Below are 20,400 nucleotides of genomic sequence, written 5' to 3'. Positions count from 1 at the left end.
ACCGTCCCGAAATAGCGCGTGCGCCAACACACAGGCCAATGGCCGCGGGACTTGGGACTTGCATACTTTTTGCTGTCCTATCCTGTAAACTTGACGCTCACGCGTCCCGCCCGTCCGTCCCGCGTGCCATCGAAACGAAATGACCAGCATGATCGACATCGATCCCCCCGGCTTCCAGTCTCGCCCCATTGCCGGCGAAGAAGGCGCCCGCCGCACCGTGCTGTACGGCGGCTACACCGTCTTCAGCGTGTTCCAGCCCGTGTTTTCGGTCGCGCACCGGCGCGCGATCGGCTATCACGCGTCGCTGCGCGCGCATGACGAGCAGGGTCAGCAGGCGCCGTCGCAGGAAGTGTTCACGCAGGCGGCGCGCCGCGGCGACCTGCTCGAACTGGGGCGCCTCGCGGAATCGCTGCATCTGGGCAACTTCAATGCGTTCGATTCGCATGACGAATGGCTCTTTCTGAGCCTGCATCCGGCCGCGCTGATGGACACGAGCTACGGCGACGCCCTGCTCGCCGGCCTCAAGGCACTCGGCCTGCAGCCGCAGCGCGTGGTGCTCGAAGTGTCGGAGCAGGCAGGCGGCGAGAATTCGCGCTTCGCGGAAATCATCGACGGATTGCGCAAGGCGGGCTTCGTGATCGCGCTGGACGGCTTTGGCGCGAAGCATTCGAACATCGACCGTGTGTGGCAGCTGCGGCCCGACATCGTCACGCTCGACCGCAGCCTGCTCGCCCAAGCGAGCCGCCATGCGCATATCGAGCGCGTGCTGCCGGGGCTTGTCTCGATGCTGCACGAGTCGGGTCAGCTCGTGCTCGTGGGCGGCCTTTCGACCGAGCGCGACGCGCTGATCGCGCTGGAGAGCAACGCCGACTTCGTGCAGGGCGCGTATTTCGCGCGGCCCGACGTCGAGCCGGTGCCGCCGGCCAAGGCCGCGCAGCTCATGGACGATCTATCGGCGCGCCTGCGCGAGCGCGTGGCCGCGCGCGAGCGTTCGCAGTCCGCGCGTCTCGCGCCGTATGTGAGCGCCATCGAAGCGGCGGCGAAACAGCTTGCCGCGGGCGTGAACATGGGCGACGCCACGCTGCCGCTGCTCGGCCTCGACGACACGGCGCGCTGCTTCCTGCTCGACGCGTCGGGCCGCCAGATCGGCGACAACGTGCTGCCCGACGGCCGCACGTCGCAACGCGCCAAGCGCTTCCGGCCGCTGCTGCATTCGGAAGGCGCGAGCTGGGAGCGGCGGCCCTACTTCATCGGTGCGATGAAGGCACCGGGCCGCGTGCAGTTCACACCCCCTTATCTGTCGATCAACGAGGCGCACCTGTGCGTCACGGCGTCGGTCGCCGTGCAGACGGAACACGGCGTGCAGGTGCTGTGCGTCGACATCAACTGGGACGCCGCCTTGCGCGGCTAGCGCGGCTGACTAGCGTTCACGCCTGGGTTCAGGCCACGACGAGAGGCTGCGCGAGCAGCGTCGCGCAGTCGTGCGTGGTGAACGCTTGCGCGGTGACACGGAGCGTAGACACGCACGCCGCGCCGTCGCTCGAGGCGAGCCGGGCGAGCAGCTTGCGCACGGCATCGCCGCCAAAAGCCCGGTTGGCCGCCTGGAGCGCGCTCCCCTCTTCCATTGCCGCGACACAAACAACAGGCTCGGGCAACCCGTAGCGGTCGTCGCGCACATGCAGCCACGCCGCGAGCGCACCCTCCTGCGCGACGAGCGCCACGCCCGGCTCGCCGTCCAACACGAGCGCCTCGGCGCGCAGGATGTGCGCGGGCGGCGCCACCTGCGTGCCGTGACGATGAGCGGCTCCGGCCACGCTCGACGCGACCAGCGCCGTTGCCGTCACGCCCAGCAAGTCCATCAATCCCGTGCGATCCTGCGCATGCAGCACGTCGCGCAATCGCTCAGCCGTGCGCGCGTGCTGCACTTTGTCGGCAGGAGCCGCTTGCGGCGCGGCCTCGCGCGCGAGCCGCACACGGGCGCGCCGCACGATCTGCCGGCAATGTTCGTTCGTGCAGCCGGTGAGCGCGCCGATCTGCGCGTAGTCGCAGTCGAAGGCCTCGCGCAACACGAACACCGCCTGTTCGAGCGGTGCCAGCCTTTCGAGCAGGAGCAGCAGCGCGTCCGAAAACCGCCGCGCGCGCAATCCCGCCTCTTCCGCCGAGGGCTCCGCGTCGTCGAGCCATGCAGCTTCGTGTTCGCCCGCATTCTCCCGGCGCAAGCGCCGCAGCCGGTCGATCGCGAGGCGCACCGTCACCGTGGCGAGCCACGCCTGCGGCGCGCGCAACGCTTGCGCGTCGGCGTCGCGCCAGCGGAACCATGCGTCCTGCACGACATCCTCGGCCTCCGCGCGGCTGCCCAGCACGCGCGTTGCCAGCGCAAGGAGCCGCCCGCGCGCCTCGCCGAAGGCGGCGGCGCGGCGCGCGTCAGTCCATGCCTGTTCGCGAGGCCCGGCTGCCTCGCCCACTGGGGTCGCAGCCTCATTGCGCCCAGCGCCCTCCAGACTTGTTCCTTCGATAGTGTCGATCGCCTGCGTCATTCGCTTCGCTCCTTCGCCATGCGTGCCCGCTCCCGCCCGTTTCCCTCATGACGTTCGGCGCAAGGCCGGCGTGACAGCCCCACGCAAAAATATTCTCGTCACGCGACGGCTTCGCCGGGCGTCATGGCAGCTGCGGCGCGATCGCGCCGCCAACGCCAACAGCCGTCAACGGAAAAACGCGAGGCCACTCATGCCATCCTTTGCACTGAATCATGCAGCAATGCCGCCAAGCGCGCTCAATCTCGTCCCGACCGTGATCGAAACGTCGGGGCGCGGCGAGCGTGCCTACGACATCTACTCTCGCCTCTTGCGCGAGCGCATCGTGTTCCTCGTTGGGCCGGTGACCGAGCAAAGCGCGAGCCTCGTGGTCGCGCAACTGCTCTTTCTCGAAGCGGAAAACGCGGACAAGGACATCAGCCTCTATATCAACTCGCCGGGCGGTTCGGTGTACGACGGACTCGCCATTTACGACACGATGCAGTTCATCAAGCCCGATGTCTCGACGCTGTGCACGGGTTTCGCGGCCAGCATGGGGTCGTTCCTGCTCGCAGCGGGCGCACACGGAAAACGCTTCGCACTACCCAATGCGCGCATCATGATCCATCAGCCTTCGGGAGGCGGCCAGGGCACCGCTGCCGATGTCGAGTTGCAGGCACGCGAGATCCTTTACCTGCGCGAGCGCCTGAACGCGATGCTCGCCGAGCGCACCGGACGCGGTATCGAGCAGATCGCCCACGACAGCGATCGCGACAATTTCATGTCGGCGCAGGCGGCCGCGGACTATGGCCTGATCGACCGTGTGCTGACGTCGCGCGAAGAGCCGCTACTGCGCTAGGGAGCGGTGTGGGCGCAGGCGGCCCGCGCTCTCACGCGAGCCGCACGGCGAGCCACGCCGCCAGCACGCCCTTGTACTCGGCGACCAGCAGCTTGCGTTCTTTCGGTTTCGCCGCGGCGTAGAGCGGGTTGAGGCTCTTGATGACCTGCAGCATGACTTCGGCCACGCGATAGGCCTCGTCGGACGAAAGCGCCGGCTGATAGCGCAGGAAGAGCGCCGTGAAACGCTGGCGCAGCAGATTGCGCACGGCCGCATCGCGCTTGAAGCCGAGCGGCACGGAAAGCAGGGGCAAATACGCGGGATAGTCGTGCATCAGATCGACCATCAGGTCGAACAGGCGCTCGACCAGTTGCGCAAGCGGCAGCTTGCCCGCATCGTCGTGCGCAGCGATGAGCGCACTCCAGCGCGCGTCCATTTCGTCGCCGTAGCGTTTGCGCAGCGCCAGCGCCAGCGCCTCCTTGTTCGGGAAGTACTGGTACGCCGCGCCCACCGAAACGCCCGCCTGCTGGGCGATCTGCGTCATCGTCGCCGCTTCGAAGCCGCGCTCGGCAAAGGCTTCGCCCGCGGCTTCGAGCAGCGTGTCTACGGTGCGCGCCGCGCGTTCCTGACGCGGCACGCGCCGTGCGTTTTCGCGTGCGTCTTCCTTTTGCGCCTCCTTGCGCGCGAGCGGGTCTGCCGCCATATCTGAAGCCTCCTTCACATTCGTGTATGATTATGTGAAGCCATCCTCACATATAGGTGAACCATGACGCAAGCACTTTCACTGAACGCGCGCACCACGGCGCTCGTGATGATCGACCTCCAGCACGGTATCGTCGGCCGCCAGGTCGCGCCCTATAGCGGCGCACAGGTCGTGGCCAAGGCCAAGCCGCTCGCCGACGCCCTGCGCGCCAAGGGCGGCACCGTCGTCTGGGTCCACGTGCTCCTGAACGAGCTGCTCGCGCTGCCCGCCGACGCGCCCGGGCGCACGCCCGACACGCCGCCCGCACCGGCCGAGGCCTCCGAACTCGTGCCCGAGATCGGCGCGCAAGCCGGCGACGTGATCGTCGCCAAGCGCCAATGGGGCGCGTTCTACGGCACCAATCTCGAGCAGCAGTTGCGCCGCCGCGGCATCGACACCATCGTCATCGGCGGGATCGCCACGAACTTCGGCGTCGAATCCACCGCGCGCGCGGCGTTCGATCTCGGCTTCAAGCTCGTGTTCGTCGAAGACGCCACTTCGGGCCTGAACGAAGAGATGCATCACTTCTCGTTCAACAAGCTGTTCCCGCACATGGGTCACGTGCGCTCGACGCAGGAAACCATCGCCGCTTTTGCGTAAATCACTTCGCGCAAAACAAAAAAGCCCTCGATTCGCATCGAGGGCTTTTTGCATGTGCCGCAGCCATTGCGGCACATCGAACAGGACTTCGTATTACGCGAAATTCACGCGAAGTTTTGCGCTGCGAAGTTCCAGTTCACGATGTTCCAGAACGCTTCGACGAACTTCGGACGTGCGTTGCGGTAATCGATGTAGTAAGCATGTTCCCACACGTCGATCGTGAGGAGCGCCTTGGCGTCGGTCGTGAGCGGCGTGGCGGCGTTGCTGGTCGACACGATGTCGAGCGAGCCGTCGGCCTTCTTCACGAGCCACGTCCAGCCCGAACCGAAGTTGCCCACTGCAGCCTTCGTGAAGGCTTCCTTGAACGCGTCGTAGGAGCCCCACTTCGCGTTGATCGCGTCGCCGAGCGCGCCCGACGGTGCGCCGCCGCCCTGCGGCGAGAGGCTGTTCCAGAAGAACGTGTGATTCCAGATCTGCGCCGAGTTGTTGAACACGCCACCCGACGACTTCTTGACGATCTCTTCGAGCGACAGGTTTTCGAACTCGGTGCCCGGGATCAGATTGTTCAGATTCGTGACGTAAGCCTGGTGGTGCTTGCCGTAGTGGAACTCGAGCGTCTCTTCCGACATGTGCGGAGCGAGGGCGTTCTTCGCGAACGGCAGCGGCGGGAGCGTAAATGACATGATGCGGTTCCTTCGTCGTGTTATGGGGAGTTCTGCGTGAAGTTCTGCAAATTCGCCGGCATGGAGCACTCGATTGTAGGCGAGTTGGAATAACCCCGCAAACGCGCGGCCTTTATGCCGGATATCGTTTGCGCGGGGCTTTCGCGCATGAACCGCTAAGCGGTTTTGTGCCGATTCCCCGCTTCATGGGTGCCGTGCTGCACCGATTGCACAGCACGTGATGCTCGACGCAATGACGCTCGAACAGCACTTTGCGAAGCCATGCGATCCAAGCCGGTTTCGGGCGCAAACAAGACGGCTGCAATCGCGTTGCAATCTTCGCGCAATCGCCATGCAAACTTCCTGCAACGAGACTGCCACAATCGCTCGCCGCCACGATTTTTCGTCGTGGAGCAGGCGATCGCGCCGGTTCTTCCTTGCGCAGCAAACAGCGAGCCCGGCTCAGAAACCGTCAGCGAGGCGCGGCTGGACATCGGCGAGCGCAACGTCGGCGCTGCCTTGCGCGAGGTGCACCGTAAGCCGCTTGCCAGGCTTTAGCGTGGCGGGCGAGCGCACAGCCGCGCCGCTTTGCGCGTCGAGCAGCGCTGCATAGCCGCGCTCGAACGTGCGCTGCGGACTCAGCACTTCGAGCCGCGCCGTGAGTTCCGATACGCGCGCCGCTTCGCGCTCGCGCGTGCGCGCGAAGGCGGCGTCCAGACGCCGGCCAAGCGACTCCAGTTGAGCGCGCTGCGCGGCGGCGTCGGGCCGCGCGCGCTGCCAGCGCATCTGCATGACGTTCAGGCGCGCACGGGCCTCGGCGGTGGCGCGGGAGCCCGCCGAGGCGAGCCGTATCGTCAATTGGCGCAAATGCGTGCGCTGCTGCGCAAGGCGCTCGACGGGAGAAACGAGCCGGCGCGCCAGCCAGTCGAGTTGCTGCGAGCGCCGCTCGAGCAGGCGGCCGAAATCGCGCGCGAGCGCGGCATGGCGCTGGTCGAGGTCGCGCAGCAGCAGCGTGCGCTGCGGGCTGACGAGTTCAGCCGCGCCAGTGGGGGTCGGCGCGCGCATGTCGGCGGCAAAATCGGCAATCGTGAAATCGGTTTCGTGCCCTACGCCGCTCACCACGGGAATGGCGCTGGCCGCGATCGCGCGGGCCAGCGCTTCGTCGTTGAATGACCACAGGTCCTCGATCGAGCCGCCGCCGCGGCACAGCACGAGCACGTCCACTTCGTTGCGCGCGTTCGCTGTCTCCAGCATTGTCGTAAGCTTTTCGGCCGAGCCCGCGCCCTGCACCGGCGCGGGATAGACGATCACCGGCACGTGCGGCGCACGCCGGCACAGCGTGGTGAGCACGTCGCGCAACGCGGCGGCCTGCATCGACGTAATCACGCCGATGGCGCGCGGATGCGAGGGCAGCGCGCGTTTGCGCTCGGGGTCGAAGAGCCCTTCGGCCTCGAGTTGCGCCTTCAGTCGCAGAAAGGCTTCGTAGAGCCGGCCCTGACCGGTGCGCCGCACGGCCTCGACATTCAGCTGGAGTTCACCGCGCGGCTCGTACATCGTGACGAGTGCGCGCACTTCGATGCGGTCGCCTTCGCGCGGCGTGAATTCCGCGTACTGCGCGCGGCCGCGGAACATCACGCAGCGAATCTGCGCCTGCGCGTCCTTGATCGAGAAGTACCAGTGGCCGCTCGCAGCGCGCGTAAAGTTCGACACTTCGCCGGAAATCCAGGCAAGCGGGAACGTGCGCTCGAGCATCGAGGCAATCGCCCGGTTGAGCGCCGAAACCGGCACGACGACGTCGCCCGAGGGCGCGGAAGAAGCGGAGAATCGGTCGGATAGCATGCGAAAGGATGTGGAGAAACGTCGGCCGGACAGACGATAGACCGTTCGGGGGGCGGCAGTCCAGCACGAATGAGAACCGGCTCGCAAGCCCCGTGAAGTGTCCACATCGACGCTGTCATGCGGCAAGATGACCGCGCCCGGCCCGCAAACGCCGCAAAAATATCCCATCCCATTGATTTCTATACGTTTTTTATCCCTATAACATCCTTACATGCCGATGGAGAGGCCGAAGAATGGGCCTTTCAGCCTTCCCGGGACCGACTTCTCCACAAAGTTATCCACAGGCGGCGATTTTTCGGGCGTTTCACACACCTTGCACGCAACCGACAATTGCGTGCGCCAGCCAACTTGCCGCGTGGCGCCTACCCGCGCTAGAGTGCCGGGTTCACGACCGCCTGCGCCGCGCGAAGCGCCGGGCGCTCGCCTACGCAGGTCAATCGTCTGCCGTCTTGTTTGTCGCTCACCTCGAACCGGAGAACCGACCCGATGCCCGCCCTGCCTGACTGCTCCCCGCATGCCGCGTGCGGCGCTTCGCGCGCAAATTGCCGATGAGCGGCCCTGTCTCCCGTCTGAAGGAGCGCGCCGAAGCGCAGTTTGCGCACGCCTGGCAACGCCGCGGCGCGCTCGCCTGGGCGCTTACGCCGCTCGCCGCCGTGTTCGCCGCCGTGAGCGGCGCGCGCCGCGCCGCCTTCGCGGCGGGCTGGCTCAAGCGCGTGCGCGTGGGCGTGCCGGTGGTCGTGGTCGGTAACGTGACCGTAGGCGGCACGGGCAAGACGCCCACGGTGATCGCACTCGTCGAGGCGCTGCGCGCAGCGGGCTTCTCGCCCGGCGTGGTCTCGCGCGGATACGGCGCGAAAATCGCACGCCCGACACCCGTCACGGCGGACACGCCTGCGCGCCTTTGCGGCGACGAGCCCTTGCTGATCGCGCGCCGCACGGGTGTGCCCGTGTGGGTCTCGCCCGACCGCGTCGCGGCGGCCACGGCGCTGTGCGGCGCACACAGCGACGTCGACGTGATCGTGAGCGACGACGGCCTCCAGCACTACCGCCTCGTGCGCGACGTCGAGATCGTGGTGTTCGACCATCGCCTGGGCGGCAATGGCTTTCTGCTGCCCGCGGGCCCGCTGCGCGAGCCGCTTTCTCGCAGCCGCGACGCCACGCTGATCAACAATCCGTTCGAGCGCACGCTGCCGCCCTGGCCCAATACGTTCGCGCTCAAACTCGAACCCGGCGACGCCTGGCATCTCGCCAATCCGGCGCTGCGTCGTCCGCTCGCGCAATTTGCCGCTGGCGCGGACGCGCCGGGGCAAGGCGCCCGGCTGACGCCGGACAGGAAAGCGTCGCAGCCCGCGCTGCGCATCGTGGCGGCGGCAGGCATCGGTTCGCCGGAGCGCTTTTTTGCGACGCTGCGCGCGGCCGGCCTGGCGCCGCAAACCCTGCCGCTGCCCGACCACTACGCGTACGCAACCAACCCGTTCGCCGACGTCGCCGCCGACGCGATCCTGGTCACCGAAAAGGATGCAGTAAAATTGGGGGCCTGGAACGACGCGCGCATCTGGGTCGTCCCCGTCGAAGCCGCGCTCGATCATCGCCTCATTACCCTGGTTGTGGAGAAACTCCGTGGACGCTCGTCTGCTTGAAATCCTGGTCTGCCCGATCTGCAAGGGCCCGCTCAGCTATGACCGCGCCGCGCAGGAGCTGATCTGCAATGCCGACAAGCTCGCCTACCCGATCCGCGACGGCATCCCGGTCATGCTCGTCGACGAAGCACGTCAAACCGTCGAAGGCACGCCGGTCGACCCGCACGGGCCGGGCGCCGCGTAAGGCGCGCGGGCGGCGCGTCGCGCGCCGCCAGGCGGCCGTGCTCACTCACCCCGCTCATTTCGTTCATTTCGCATTCCCGGCTGGAAGCCAGGTCACGCGCGCCGCACCCGGCGCGCTGTCGTCTCCAGAGACGGTTTCCAGAACCGGTTATCCCAATCCCGTTTCCTGTCCTTGCCCCAACTGGCCATGACCGCTCCCGTGCAACCCTTCATCGCCGTCGTCCCGGCGCGCCTCGCGTCCACGCGGCTGCCCAACAAACCGCTCGCCGACATCGGCGGCAAGCCGATGGTGGTGCGTGTGGCCGAGCGCGCGCGCGACTCGGGCGCCCAGAAGGTGCTGATCGCCTCGGACGCCCAGAGCGTGCTCGACGCCGCACGCGAGCACGGTTTCGAGGCTGTGCTCACGCGCGCCGACCACCCGTCGGGCACCGACCGCCTCGCCGAGGTCGCGGAACACTACGGCTGGAGCGACGACACGATCGTGGTCAACGTCCAGGGCGACGAGCCGCTGATCGACCCTGCGCTCGTGTGCGACGTTGCGTCGCACCTTGCTGCGCACCCCGAATGCGCCATCGCGACCGCAGCGCATCCCATCACGGCGCCCGAGGAGATCTTCAGCCCGAACGTCGTGAAGGTCGTACTGGACGCGCGCGGTGTGGCGCTCTACTTCTCGCGCGCGCCCATTCCCTGGGCCCGCGACGCCTGGCAGCCGCACTGGTCGCCGGCGCGCCTCGATCTCGGCGCAATGCCCGCCCCACCGGCTCCCGCGACCGTTTATCGGCACATCGGCCTGTACGCGTACCGCGCGAAATTCCTGCGCAGCTACCCCTCGCTCGCGCATTCGCCGATCGAGCAGGTCGAGGCGCTCGAGCAGCTGCGCGCGATGTGGCACGGCGAGCGCATCGCGGTGCTCGTGACGGCCGAAGCACCCTCGCCGGGCGTCGACACGCCCGCCGACCTCGCCCGTGTGCAGGCGTTATACCGGCCTTAATTCCGTCCGTGGGGCAAAAATCCCATGGCATAATCAATTGTTTGCGCGAGCCGTCTAAAGCCTTTGTGCGTCGGGGTTTCCCCGCTTTTCGGCACCGTCTTGCAGCGCCGCCCCGTGTCCTGAGCACGTCGTAGACACCGGGCGAAAGCCGCGCGGGACGGGCCGTCGCCCCCGCCAGCACTGCCTCGACGGCCGTGAGCGAACGGGCGAGGAGACGCACGACGCTAACGACGCTGTCCCACCCCACGTGGTGCAGCCGCCGCGCCGCAAGAATTCACACAGATCGGAGATTGTTCACATGCGTTTGATCCTGTTGGGCGCCCCGGGCGCGGGCAAGGGAACCCAGGCAAGCTTCATCAAGGAAAGGTTCGGCATTCCGCAAATCTCGACGGGCGACATGCTGCGCGCGGCCGTCAAGGCTGGCACGCCGCTTGGCCTCGAAGCGAAGCGATTCATGGACGCCGGCGAGCTCGTCACCGACGAACTCATCATCAATCTCGTGAAGGAACGCCTTCAGGAGCCCGACTGCAAGAACGGCTACCTGTTCGACGGCTTCCCGCGCACGCTGCCGCAAGCCGAAGCGATGAAGCAGGCAGGCGTCGCGATCGACTACGTGCTCGAGATCGACGTGCCGTTCGACGAGATCATCACGCGCATGAGCGGCCGCCGCATGCACCCGGGTTCGGGCCGCACGTATCACGTCAAGTTCAATCCGCCCAAGGTCGAGATGACGGACGACGTGACGGGCGAACCGCTCGTCCAGCGCGACGACGACAAGGAAGAAACGGTGCGCAAGCGCCTGGACGTGTACGTCGCCCAGACCAAGCCGCTCATCGCCTACTACAGCGACTGGGCCAAGCGCGGTGAGGAAAACGGCCTGAAGGCGCCGCAGTATCGCGCCATCTCGGGCCTCGGCAGCGTCGACGAGATTCGCGAACGCGCATTCGAAGCGCTCAAGTAAGCGCTTCGCCGCCCCGTTAAAAGCACGATTCGAAGCCGGTTTTTTTCGGCTTTCATGCTGGTTTGCCTGCGGGCCGGCTGGCGCCGCACTCCTGAGATGACTCGGGACGCGACGCCAGCCGGCCCGCTTTGTTTTGCATAGACTTGCGAGGGCTTCCGCTCTACGTGAGGCATAGCCCAATGACAGGAGACGAAACATGCAGATCCGCGGCAACGTATTTCTCATCACCGGCGGCGCATCGGGGCTCGGCGCGGCCAGCGCGCGTCTGATCGCGGCCGAAGGCGGCAAGGTCGTCATCGCCGACCTCAACGAGGACGCAGGCAACGCGCTCGCGAAGGAACTGGGCGGTGCTTTCGTGAAATGCAACGTCGCGAGCGAAGACGACGGCGCGCGCGCCGTGGCCGCGGCAACCGCGCTCGGCACGCTGCGCGGCCTCGTGAACTGCGCGGGCATCGCGCCCGCCGTCAAGACCGTGGGCAAGGACGGCCCGCATCCGCTCGACACGTTCTCGAAGACCATCTCGGTCAATCTGATCGGCACCTTCAACATGATCCGCCTCGCGGCCGCTGCGATCGCCCAGACAGCGGCGGGCGAAGGCGGCGAGCGCGGCGTGATCGTCAACACAGCTTCGGTGGCCGCGTATGACGGCCAGATCGGCCAGGCGGCCTACGCGGCATCAAAAGGCGGCGTCGTCGCCATGACGCTGCCGATCGCGCGCGACCTTTCGCGCAGCGGCATTCGCGTGATGACGATCGCGCCCGGCATCTTCGAAACGCCAATGCTGCTCGGCATGCCCAAGGAGGTACAGGATGCGCTCGGCGCGATGGTTCCGTTCCCCCCGCGCCTCGGCAAGCCGGATGAATACGCGATGCTCGTCAAGCAGATCGTCGAGAATCCGATGCTCAATGGCGAAGTGATCCGTCTGGACGGCGCGATCCGCATGCAGCCGAAGTAACGGCGCGCCCTCACCCGCGCGATAAAAAAAGCCCGCGAGATTCGTCGCGGGCTTTTTTGTCTGCGCTTTTCAACGAGGCGCTTCAGTCGTTGTCGAGCGTGCGTTGGCGCAGCTCATGCAACTGCGACTCGACCACGGTCGCGTCTTCCGCGTCGGGGCGCTCGTCAAGGTAGTGTTCGAGGTCTTCGAGCGCAGGCCGCAGATAGTCGAGCCGCGCATAAGCGAACCCGCGGTCGCGCACTTCCTCGATGTTGTCCGGCAGCAGAATCACGAGCCGCTGCTGGATGGCCAGCAGGCGCTGCCAGCGTTCGGTCTGCAGATACACCGACTTCAGGTTGCGCAGCATACGCGCGACGATCTCGCGGCGCGTGGCCGGTTCGAGCAACATGCGCAGCGCACGCGCCACGGAGTCGCCCGCGTTGGCCACGAACGGTTCGAGCATCTCCACCATGTCGGACTCGGTGAGTGTGCGGCCCGTGGTGGGATCGAGCATCTCGTCGCCTTCGGGCAGCGCGACGCGCAGCAGAAAATGCCCCGGAAACGACACGCCCTTCACCGGCAGTCCGAGCTGGGTCGCCATTTCCAGATACAGCACCGCCAGCGAAATGGGGATGCCGCGACGGCGCTTGAGCACGACGTTCAGGTGGCTGTTTTCGGGGTCGAGAAAGTCGTTGAGGTTGGCCGCGAAGCCCAGCTCGCGGAAAAAGCAGCGGTTCAGCACGGCGACTCGCTGACGCACGTCCGCCCCTTCGGGCATGCGGCGTCGCACCCGCAACGCGAGTTCGTCGATCTCGGCGAGCGTGCCTTGCAGATCGAGATCGGGATACGCGTCCTGCGCGATTGCCAGCGCCGCCTCGGTGAGCGGCAGGCTCTCGTCGTCGGCAACGAGCGCGCTGAAATAATCCAGAACCCGCGTAGTCATCGTGGTCACTTCGCCCGCCTCTTGAAGTACGCGTATTTGAAGCCCATGAGCCAAAGCATACCGAAATATAGCGCCGCGAACAGGACGAGGCACGCACCGAGCAAGGCGATGCGCGCAAGCGGTTCATGCCGCAGCGCGATCCAGTCGTAGCTGATGGCGCACCAGTGCATCGCCCCTGCCAGCACGAGGCATGCCCCGAACAATTGCACGAAGAACGTCGTCCAGCCCGAGGACGGCATGTAGATGCCGCGGCGGCGCAGCCCGATGAAAAGCAGCAGCGCGTTCATGCAGGCGCCAAGGCCGACCGAGAGCGTCAGGCCCGCGTGCGAGAAGATCGGCACGAAGACGTAGTTGCTGATCTGCGTGGCGATGAGCACGCCCACACCGATCTTGACCGGCGTTTTGATGTCCTGGCGCGCGTAGAAACCGGGCGCGAGGATCTTGATGAGAATGAGGCCGACCAGCCCCACCCCGTACGCCGCGAGCGCGCGGCCCGTCATGATGACGGACGTGGCGTCGAACTTGCCGTAGTGGAACAGCGTGGCCGTGAGCGGCTCGGCGAAGAAGAAAAGCGCGACGGCCGAAGGCGCGGCAAGCAGGAACGTGACGCGCAGGCCCCAGTCGAGCAGCGCCGAGTACTCGTGCGGATCGGCATCGACGTGCGCTTTCGAGAGGCTCGGCAGCAGGATCGTGCCGAGCGCCACGCCGAGCAGCGCCGTGGGGAACTCCATCAGACGGTCGGCGTAGTTGATCCACGACACCGCGCCGGGGCCGAGACGCGAGGCTATATTGGTGTTGATGATGAGGCTGATCTGCGCGACCGAGACGGCGAACATGGCGGGCACCATCTTCGCGAGCACGCGCTTCACGCCCCGGTGCGCGAGCGCCTTGAGCGGATTCAGGCCGATGCGCGGCATCATGTCGATGCGCTTCAAGCCCGGCAACTGCACGAGGAACTGCAGCACGCCGCCCACGATCACGGCCCACGCGAGCGCGTAGACGGGCTGCTTCATGTGCGGCGCGAACGCCACGGCCGCCGTGATGAACGAGACGTTGAGCAGCACCGGCGCGAACGCGGGCAGCGAGAACTGCTTGTACGTGTTGAGCACGCCGGACGCGAGCGACGTCAGCGAGATGAACACGATATAGGGGAACATGATGCGCGTCATCGTGACGGCGAGCGGAAAAGCTTGGCCGTCGCTCTTCAAGCCCGAAGCGACCACGATCACGACGAACGACGCGCCGAAAATGCCCAGCAGCGAGAGGATCGCGAGCGCCCAGGCGAGCACCGTCGACGTGGCGTCGACGAGTGCGCGCGTGGCGTCGTGGCCCTTCTGGTTCTTGAATTCCGCGAGAATCGGCACGAACGCCTGCGAAAAGGCGCCTTCCGCCGAGATGCGGCGCAGCAGGTTGGGAATGCGAAACGCGACGTAGAAGGCGTCGGTGTACTGGCTCGCGCCAAACGCACGCGCAATCAGCGTCTCTCGGGCCAGACCGGTCACGCGCGACAGCAGCGTGAAGCCGCTGACTGTCAGCAGGGCTCGGAATAGATTCATGGGGCGGCTATTATACGGGCGCCTTCCGCTCAATCGCGGATGCGCGGCGCAACGGTCGACGCAAAAACCCACGCAATGGCGCAGGCAAACGCACCGATAAAAGGTAGGCAAAGACAAAGCGCGCTGATTGTGACCGCGTCGCGTTAAAGGCGTTCACCTCCTGTGGCGCTTGTCTTGGCTGAAAGGCCGCAATTGTCGTGGATTGCCACGCTTACGAGTCTGTTGCTATAATCGCAGATTCGAGTTCTCCCAGAGGACCCGAAGCGCGTCTTGGAAAGGGGGCAGGAAGCTGCTCTGGCACAAAAGGCGCGGTCAGTTGAACAAACTCAACTGGCAAATACCGTTTTGAACTCCCCGGCAGCGCTGCCGAAGGTTCAAATCCAGGCAAAGAGCGCTGGCCAAGCCCACGCTCCGCAATCACAAGGAATCGCAATGGCAAACTCCGCACAAGCACGCAAGCGCGCCCGTCAGGCCGCTAAGGCAAACTCGCACAACTCGGCACTGCGCTCGAAGTTCCGCACCGCCATCAAGGCTGTTCGCAAGGCAATCGACGCCGGCGACCAGGCCAAGGCTGCTGAAGTTCTGAAGGCATCGGGCAAGACGCTCGACATCATCGCCGACAAGAAGATCGTTCACAAGAACAAGGCCGCTCGCCATAAGAGCCGCCTGGCTGCTGCCGTCAAGGCCATGCAAGCTGCTCAGTAAGAGATTCGGACTGCCGGCCACGCTGGCAGCGCTCTCTTCGAGCTGCACGACAAAAAACCCGCTTCGGCGGGTTTTTTTGTTTCTGCCCGGCACACAACGGGCAACACCGCCGGCACAAAAAAACCCGCCGAAGCGGGTCCATTCGTTGCCGCGGCTGCGCCGTTAGCGCACCGTGGCTTGCTGCGTGGCGTGATCGTGCGGCAGTTCGCACGCCTCGGTCACGACGAGGTCGTTGTCCTTCGCGAAGTTCATGACGAAATTGAAGGCCATCGGCTCGACGTCCTTTAAACGCGAGTCCAGCACGACGACTTTGAGGTCGCCGATCATTGTCGGGCGCACATAGAGCGAGTAGCGCAGATAGGCGTTCGGGCCGCGCGCATTGGCCGACGCTTTCGGACCGAAGCTCGACATGACCCCGGCGAGGCGCTCCGACCAGTCGCTCGGACGAAACTTCTTCCCCGCGCTGGTGATGCCTTGAATGAAGTATTCGGTTGGAGCTTCGTCGGCCATGCAGGAGTACCTGTGTGTGTAGCTGCTGGGTGCGTTTGCAGCATGTAACGGCGGCACGAGCGCTGCGCCCGCGCTGGTACCTCGCTGGTACCGCGCAACGCCGGCTGCGGGGATCGCCCGCCGCCACGCGCATGGACAGTCCGATGGATAGGAAACGGCTGCCGCGCACCCCGCCTGGCGTTCAGTCTCGAAAATCGCCGCCGCCAAACGTCACAAGCAGGTCTCGCAACGGGATCGACGGGACGATTTCGCGGCGCACTGCCAGTCAGCGCACAGGCCGCTCCCGCGGGCTTGCCTGCCGTTGCCGCGAGGTGTCGCCACCTTGCCGCAGGTGTTGCCACCACACGTCCAGGGCCCGTTTGTCGTGCCTAAGAAATCTCTGGGATTATAGCGCACCGACCGTTTTGACGCAGTGCACACAAGGCACTTGAAAGGCTAAATCCGGGCCCTCTCGATGCTCGCGAAACCGCCGCGAAAGCTACCCCGAAAGCGCCACCCTCCCCACGTCAGGGCACCCTGCCTAATTTTTGGGCAACTCGTCAAAATGCGCAAAATCCTTTATGCTGCTTTGACTTACCACCAACCGCAGCGGCGTCGCCGGCCCAATCCTGCAGTTCGAGGCCGGATCGGGCGCCGTTTTTGTTTCATGACCTCCCGGACCATACGCCATTACCTGCAGTTCAAGGATTTCTCCCTTGACGAATATGAATATGTGCTGGAGCGCGCGCGCATCCTGAAGCGCAAGTTCAAGAACTACGAGACCTATCACCCGCTGCACGACCGCACGCTGGCGATGATCTTCGAGAAGAGCTCCACGCGCACGCGCCTCTCGTTCGAAGCGGGTATCTTCCAGCTGGGCGGCCACGCCGTGTTCATGAACACGCGCGATACGCAGCTCGGCCGCGGCGAGCCGATCGAAGATTCGGCGCAGGTCATCTCGCGCATGGTCGACATCATCATGATCCGCACGTTCGGCCAGGACATCCTCCAGCGCTTTGCCGAAAGCTCGCGCGTGCCGGTCATCAACGGTCTGACGAACGAGTACCACCCCTGCCAGGTGCTCGCCGACATCTTCACGTTCTACGAGCATCGCGGCCCGATCCGCGGCAAGACCGTGGCGTGGGTCGGCGACGCCAACAACATGCTCTACACGTGGATCGAAGCCGCGCAGATCCTCGGCTTCAAGCTGCGGATTTCGACGCCGCCGGGCTATCCGCTCGATCCGGCGCTGGTCGCACCGGAAAGCAAGCCGTTCTACGAAGTGTTCGAAGACCCGCACGACGCCTGCGACGGCGCCGACCTCGTGACGACCGACGTCTGGACCAGCATGGGCTTCGAGGCCGAAAACGAAGCACGCAAGCAAGCGTTCGCCGACTGGTGCGTGGACGCGCCGATGATGGCTCGCGCCAACGCCGACGCGCTCTTCATGCACTGCTTGCCCGCGCACCGCGGGGAGGAAGTGAGCGCCGAGGTGATCGACGGCCCGCAGAGCGTGGTTTGGGACGAAGCGGAAAACCGCCTGCACGTGCAGAAGGCGCTGATGGAGTTCCTGCTGCTCGGCCGCTTGAACCACTGAATCTCGCCGCACGTCGCCATGAAAAAGCCGACCCGCAGGTCGGCTTTTTTGTGCCCGCTGCGCGCGGCTCGCGCGTCAGACCGTTTCGCCAAGCCGCCGCGCCAGCGACTTCAGGAGCGGTGCCACACGCTCGCGAAACACGTCGGGCCCCATCGACGAAGCCGGCCCGCTGCAGCTGAGCACGAGCCAGCGGCGCTCGCGCGGCTCGCGAAACGGCACCGCCACGGCGTTGACGTCTTCGTGCCAATCGCGAAACGAATAGCAGCACCCTTCCTTGCCGAACACTTCGATCTCGCGCTTTGCGGCCTCGACCAGCGCCGGTCCTTCAGCGCCCGCCGCCTTCTCCAGTTCCGCGAACAGCGCCATGCGCACATCGATAGGCTGCACGGCCAGATACGCGCGGCCCATCGAACTCGTGAGCATCGACAGCCGCGAGCCTGAGGCGAGGCCCAGCGTGAGCGCCGTCTCGCTGCGGATGGTATCCAGATAGATCACGTCCAGACCGTCGCGACAACCGAGCGACACCGCGGCGCCCACCTCGCGCGCGAACGCGCGCATATGCGGGCGGGCGAGTTCGAGCGTGTCCGTGCCGGACAGCAGCGCAAAGCCGAGTGACAGCACCCCGGCGTCGAGCGCATATTTGCCGAGCGATTCGTCAAAACGCAGATAACCGAGCACGGTGAGCGTGTACGCGAGCCGGTTCACGGTTGCCTTCGGCAAGCCCGTGCGCTCAACGAAGTCGCGATTGCCGAGCAGCGTCTCGCCTGGGCGGAACGCCCGCAGCAGGTCGAGCCCGCGGGCGAGCGCCACGACGAACTTGCGCTCGTCGATCGGACCCTCAGCCAGCGAAGAAGAAAAAGAGGAAGTCGTAGTCATTCCGGATGCAGACATGGGCGCCCTGGTGCTACACTAAAGTTAATTTGCAAAACATTGTTCCGCATAGCGGAACCAGAGTCAAGCGCAAATTCGCCCATCTAAAGGATTTGAGGAAAGGAGAGACACCATGGCCGCACACGCCCAGTTCCATTGGGAAGACCCGCTTCTGCTCGACCAGCAGCTCACCGAAGAGGAGCGCATGGTGCGCGACGCCGCCGCCGCGTACGCCCAGGACAAGCTTGCGCCGCGCGTGCTGGAAGCGTTCCGCCACGAGAAGACGGACGCCTCGATCTTCCGCGAGATGGGCGAAGTCGGCCTGCTCGGCCCGACGATTCCCGAGCAATACGGCGGCCCGGGCCTGAACTACGTGAGCTACGGCCTGATTGCGCGCGAAGTGGAGCGCGTCGACTCGGGCTATCGCTCGATGATGTCGGTGCAGTCGTCGCTCGTGATGGTGCCGATCTTCGAATTCGGCTCGGAAGCGCAAAAGCAGAAGTACCTGCCCAAGCTCGCCAGCGGCGAGTGGATCGGCTGCTTCGGTCTTACGGAGCCGAACCACGGCTCGGACCCGGGCAGCATGGTCACGCGCGCGAAGAAAGTGAACGGCGGCTACTCGCTCTCGGGCGCGAAGATGTGGATCACGAACTCGCCTATCGCCGACGTCTTCGTCGTCTGGGCGAAGCTCGAGGAAGACGGCAAGGACGACATTCGCGGCTTCATCCTCGAGAAAGGCTGGAAGGGTCTCTCGGCGCCCGCCATCCACGGCAAGGTCGGCCTGCGCGCCTCGATCACCGGCGAAATCGTGCTCGACGAAGTGTTCGTGCCGGAAGAAAACATCATGCCGGGTGTGAAGGGCCTGCGCGGTCCGTTCACCTGCCTGAATTCGGCGCGCTATGGCATCGCCTGGGGCGCGCTCGGCGCAGCGGAGTCGTGCTGGCACACGGCGCGCCAATATGTGCTCGACCGCAAACAGTTCGGCCGCCCGCTCGCGGCAAACCAGCTGATCCAGAAGAAGCTCGCCGACATGCAAACGGAAATCACGCTCGGCCTGCAGGGCTGCCTGCGTCTCGGCCGCATGAAGGACGAAGGCACGGCCGCTGTCGAGATCACGTCGATCATGAAGCGCAATTCGTGCGGCAAGTCGCTCGATATCGCGCGTCTCGCCCGCGACATGCTGGGCGGCAACGGCATCTCCGACGAATTCGGCGTGGCGCGCCACCTCGTGAACCTCGAAGTGGTGAACACGTACGAAGGCACGCACGACATTCACGCGCTGATCCTCGGCCGCGCACAGACGGGTATCCAGGCGTTCTTCTGATCGCCGCCCCGCTCGGCATCATCTGCTCATAAAAAAGCGCCGCACGATGGTTTTCGTGCGGCGCTTTTGTTTTGGCGTTAGCCGAACGGCTTACTTGTTCGGCTGCGGCGTCAAGCGCAGATACGGACGCAGCGCCTTGTAGCCCTTCGGGAACTTCTGCTTGATGACCTCTTCGTCCTTCAGCGACGGGACGATCACGACGTCGTCGCCCTGCTTCCAGTTGCCGGGCGTCGCGACCTGATAGTGGTCGGTGAGCTGCAGCGAGTCGATCACGCGCAGCACTTCGTCGAAGTTGCGACCCGTACTCGCCGGATAGGTGATGATGAGGCGCACCTTCTTGTTCGGGTCGATCACGAAGAGCGAGCGAACCGTGAACGTCTCGTTCGCGTTCGGATGGATCATGTCGTACAGCGTGGACACCTTGCGGTCGCCGTCCGCGAGAATCGGGAAACCGACGCTTGCCGCCTGCGTCTCGTTGATGTCCTTGATCCATTCGTTGTGCGACTGGGCGCTATCGACCGAAAGCGCAATCGTCTTCACGTTGCGCTTCTCGAATTCGTCCTTGAGCTTCGCGGTCAGGCCAAGTTCGGTCGTGCAGACCGGCGTGAAGTCGGCCGGGTGCGAAAACAGCACGCCCCAGCTATTGCCGAGCCACTCGTGAAACTTGATGCGGCCAATGCTCGAATCCTGCTCGAAGTCGGGTGCGATATCGCCAAGACGTAGACTCATGGTGCGGTTCCTTTGAACGAGATGAACGGAGTTTGATCGACACGGCGCGCGCGGCGCGTTGATCCGGTAGACGTTTACAACACCCAAGCATACAGGCCCTGATCGTGCCCCGCGAACGAACATCGGCTCACACCGGTATGAGTTTTTGTAATTTTGAGCGAGTTGAGGGAAACTTTAGGTGCCGGATCAGATCCATGACTCTCACCGCGCGCTGCTTTTGCGCGCGCCATTCACAACCCGTTCCACACGCGTTCGCGGGAACAGATCGTGCGAATTCAGGGTCG

The 20,400-nt window shown here is 65.3% G+C and carries 20 protein-coding genes; 11 read left to right on the top strand and 9 right to left on the bottom strand.

Annotated elements, in window-relative coordinates; genetic code table 11:
* The first annotated feature begins 139 nt into the window (after positions 1 to 139).
* Positions 140 to 1,411 (top strand): EAL domain-containing protein, encoded by a 1,272-nt coding sequence (locus U5A57_RS22270; RefSeq protein WP_321913815.1) that lies wholly within the window; start codon positions 140 to 142, stop codon positions 1,409 to 1,411.
* Positions 1,412 to 1,439: 28 nt separating this feature from the next.
* Here the strand turns inward: U5A57_RS22270 and U5A57_RS22265 are convergent, their stop codons facing one another.
* Positions 1,440 to 2,537 (bottom strand): sigma-70 family RNA polymerase sigma factor, encoded by a 1,098-nt coding sequence (locus tag U5A57_RS22265; protein ID WP_321913814.1) that lies wholly within the window; start codon positions 2,535 to 2,537, stop codon positions 1,440 to 1,442.
* A 190-nt stretch (positions 2,538 to 2,727) separates the two neighbouring features.
* Here U5A57_RS22265 and clpP point away from each other — a divergent pair, with 190 nt between their 5' ends.
* Positions 2,728 to 3,372, top strand: coding sequence for an ATP-dependent Clp endopeptidase proteolytic subunit ClpP (gene clpP / locus U5A57_RS22260; RefSeq protein ID WP_321913813.1), 645 nt, complete (start codon positions 2,728 to 2,730; stop codon positions 3,370 to 3,372).
* Between the two features lie 31 nt (positions 3,373 to 3,403).
* Here the strand turns inward: clpP and U5A57_RS22255 are convergent, their stop codons facing one another.
* Positions 3,404 to 4,054 carry a TetR/AcrR family transcriptional regulator gene (locus tag U5A57_RS22255; protein ID WP_321913812.1) on the bottom strand — a complete coding sequence of 217 codons (651 nt, stop codon included), beginning with the start codon at positions 4,052 to 4,054 and terminating at the stop codon, positions 3,404 to 3,406.
* Positions 4,055 to 4,117: 63 nt separating this feature from the next.
* On the opposite strand from U5A57_RS22255, the gene U5A57_RS22250 reads away from it, so the two are divergent.
* On the top strand, positions 4,118 to 4,693 hold the full coding sequence (locus U5A57_RS22250) for an isochorismatase family protein (protein WP_321913811.1): 576 nt from the start codon (positions 4,118 to 4,120) through the stop codon (positions 4,691 to 4,693).
* 104 nt (positions 4,694 to 4,797) lie between these two features.
* Here the strand turns inward: U5A57_RS22250 and sodB are convergent, their stop codons facing one another.
* Both sodB and xseA read right to left on the bottom strand, forming a co-directional pair.
* Complete coding sequence (gene sodB / locus U5A57_RS22245; RefSeq protein WP_321913810.1) at positions 4,798 to 5,376, bottom strand: superoxide dismutase [Fe]; 579 nt, start codon at positions 5,374 to 5,376, stop codon at positions 4,798 to 4,800.
* 441 nt (positions 5,377 to 5,817) lie between these two features.
* Positions 5,818 to 7,194, bottom strand: a complete 1,377-nt coding sequence (xseA, locus tag U5A57_RS22240; RefSeq protein WP_321913809.1) for an exodeoxyribonuclease VII large subunit — start codon at positions 7,192 to 7,194, stop codon at positions 5,818 to 5,820.
* Positions 7,195 to 7,742: 548 nt separating this feature from the next.
* Between xseA and lpxK the strand changes: the two genes are divergently transcribed.
* The 5 genes from lpxK (at position 7,743) to U5A57_RS22215 (ending at position 11,924) form a co-directional block, all read left to right on the top strand.
* Positions 7,743 to 8,834 (top strand): tetraacyldisaccharide 4'-kinase, encoded by a 1,092-nt coding sequence (gene lpxK, locus U5A57_RS22235; protein ID WP_321913808.1) that lies wholly within the window; start codon positions 7,743 to 7,745, stop codon positions 8,832 to 8,834.
* On the top strand, positions 8,815 to 9,018 hold the full coding sequence (locus tag U5A57_RS22230; RefSeq protein ID WP_028205303.1) for a Trm112 family protein: 204 nt from the start codon (positions 8,815 to 8,817) through the stop codon (positions 9,016 to 9,018). The genes lpxK and U5A57_RS22230 overlap by 20 nt, the downstream gene beginning before the upstream one ends.
* Positions 9,019 to 9,204: 186 nt before the next feature.
* A complete protein-coding gene (kdsB, locus tag U5A57_RS22225; RefSeq protein WP_321913807.1) occupies positions 9,205 to 10,008 on the top strand; it encodes a 3-deoxy-manno-octulosonate cytidylyltransferase in 804 nt (267 codons plus the stop codon).
* 298 nt (positions 10,009 to 10,306) lie between these two features.
* Complete coding sequence (gene adk, locus U5A57_RS22220) at positions 10,307 to 10,969, top strand: adenylate kinase (RefSeq protein WP_321913806.1); 663 nt, start codon at positions 10,307 to 10,309, stop codon at positions 10,967 to 10,969.
* Between the two features lie 196 nt (positions 10,970 to 11,165).
* Entirely contained in the window at positions 11,166 to 11,924 is a 759-nt protein-coding gene (locus U5A57_RS22215) for an SDR family NAD(P)-dependent oxidoreductase (protein ID WP_321913805.1), read from the top strand.
* Positions 11,925 to 12,006: 82 nt separating this feature from the next.
* Here the strand turns inward: U5A57_RS22215 and U5A57_RS22210 are convergent, their stop codons facing one another.
* Both U5A57_RS22210 and murJ read right to left on the bottom strand, forming a co-directional pair.
* Positions 12,007 to 12,846 (bottom strand): SirB1 family protein, encoded by an 840-nt coding sequence (locus tag U5A57_RS22210; protein ID WP_321913804.1) that lies wholly within the window; start codon positions 12,844 to 12,846, stop codon positions 12,007 to 12,009.
* A gap of 5 nt (positions 12,847 to 12,851) precedes the next feature.
* Positions 12,852 to 14,402 carry a murein biosynthesis integral membrane protein MurJ gene (gene murJ / locus U5A57_RS22205; protein WP_321913803.1) on the bottom strand — a complete coding sequence of 517 codons (1,551 nt, stop codon included), beginning with the start codon at positions 14,400 to 14,402 and terminating at the stop codon, positions 12,852 to 12,854.
* 432 nt (positions 14,403 to 14,834) lie between these two features.
* On the opposite strand from murJ, the gene rpsT reads away from it, so the two are divergent.
* Positions 14,835 to 15,107 (top strand): 30S ribosomal protein S20, encoded by a 273-nt coding sequence (gene rpsT / locus U5A57_RS22200; RefSeq protein ID WP_069262794.1) that lies wholly within the window; start codon positions 14,835 to 14,837, stop codon positions 15,105 to 15,107.
* A 162-nt stretch (positions 15,108 to 15,269) separates the two neighbouring features.
* On the opposite strand, the gene U5A57_RS22195 is transcribed toward rpsT, so the two are convergent.
* Positions 15,270 to 15,617 carry a DUF3579 domain-containing protein gene (locus U5A57_RS22195; RefSeq protein WP_133182706.1) on the bottom strand — a complete coding sequence of 116 codons (348 nt, stop codon included), beginning with the start codon at positions 15,615 to 15,617 and terminating at the stop codon, positions 15,270 to 15,272.
* Between the two features lie 646 nt (positions 15,618 to 16,263).
* On the opposite strand from U5A57_RS22195, the gene argF reads away from it, so the two are divergent.
* Positions 16,264 to 17,193, top strand: a complete 930-nt coding sequence (argF, locus tag U5A57_RS22190) for an ornithine carbamoyltransferase (protein ID WP_321913802.1) — start codon at positions 16,264 to 16,266, stop codon at positions 17,191 to 17,193.
* A 75-nt stretch (positions 17,194 to 17,268) separates the two neighbouring features.
* On the opposite strand, the gene U5A57_RS22185 is transcribed toward argF, so the two are convergent.
* Entirely contained in the window at positions 17,269 to 18,069 is an 801-nt protein-coding gene (locus U5A57_RS22185) for an IclR family transcriptional regulator (protein ID WP_321913801.1), read from the bottom strand.
* A 127-nt stretch (positions 18,070 to 18,196) separates the two neighbouring features.
* Between U5A57_RS22185 and U5A57_RS22180 the strand changes: the two genes are divergently transcribed.
* Complete coding sequence (locus tag U5A57_RS22180) at positions 18,197 to 19,387, top strand: acyl-CoA dehydrogenase (protein ID WP_091996231.1); 1,191 nt, start codon at positions 18,197 to 18,199, stop codon at positions 19,385 to 19,387.
* A gap of 90 nt (positions 19,388 to 19,477) precedes the next feature.
* On the opposite strand, the gene U5A57_RS22175 is transcribed toward U5A57_RS22180, so the two are convergent.
* Positions 19,478 to 20,116 carry a peroxiredoxin gene (locus tag U5A57_RS22175; RefSeq protein ID WP_321913800.1) on the bottom strand — a complete coding sequence of 213 codons (639 nt, stop codon included), beginning with the start codon at positions 20,114 to 20,116 and terminating at the stop codon, positions 19,478 to 19,480.
* Between the last annotated feature and the right edge of the window lie 284 nt (positions 20,117 to 20,400).

Origin of the sequence: Paraburkholderia sp. J11-2, assembly GCF_905220185.1 — a bacterium.
GTDB lineage: Bacteria > Pseudomonadota > Gammaproteobacteria > Burkholderiales > Burkholderiaceae > Paraburkholderia.
Note: the sequence above shows the minus strand (reverse complement) of the source record. Positions and strands in the feature narration are given on the sequence as shown.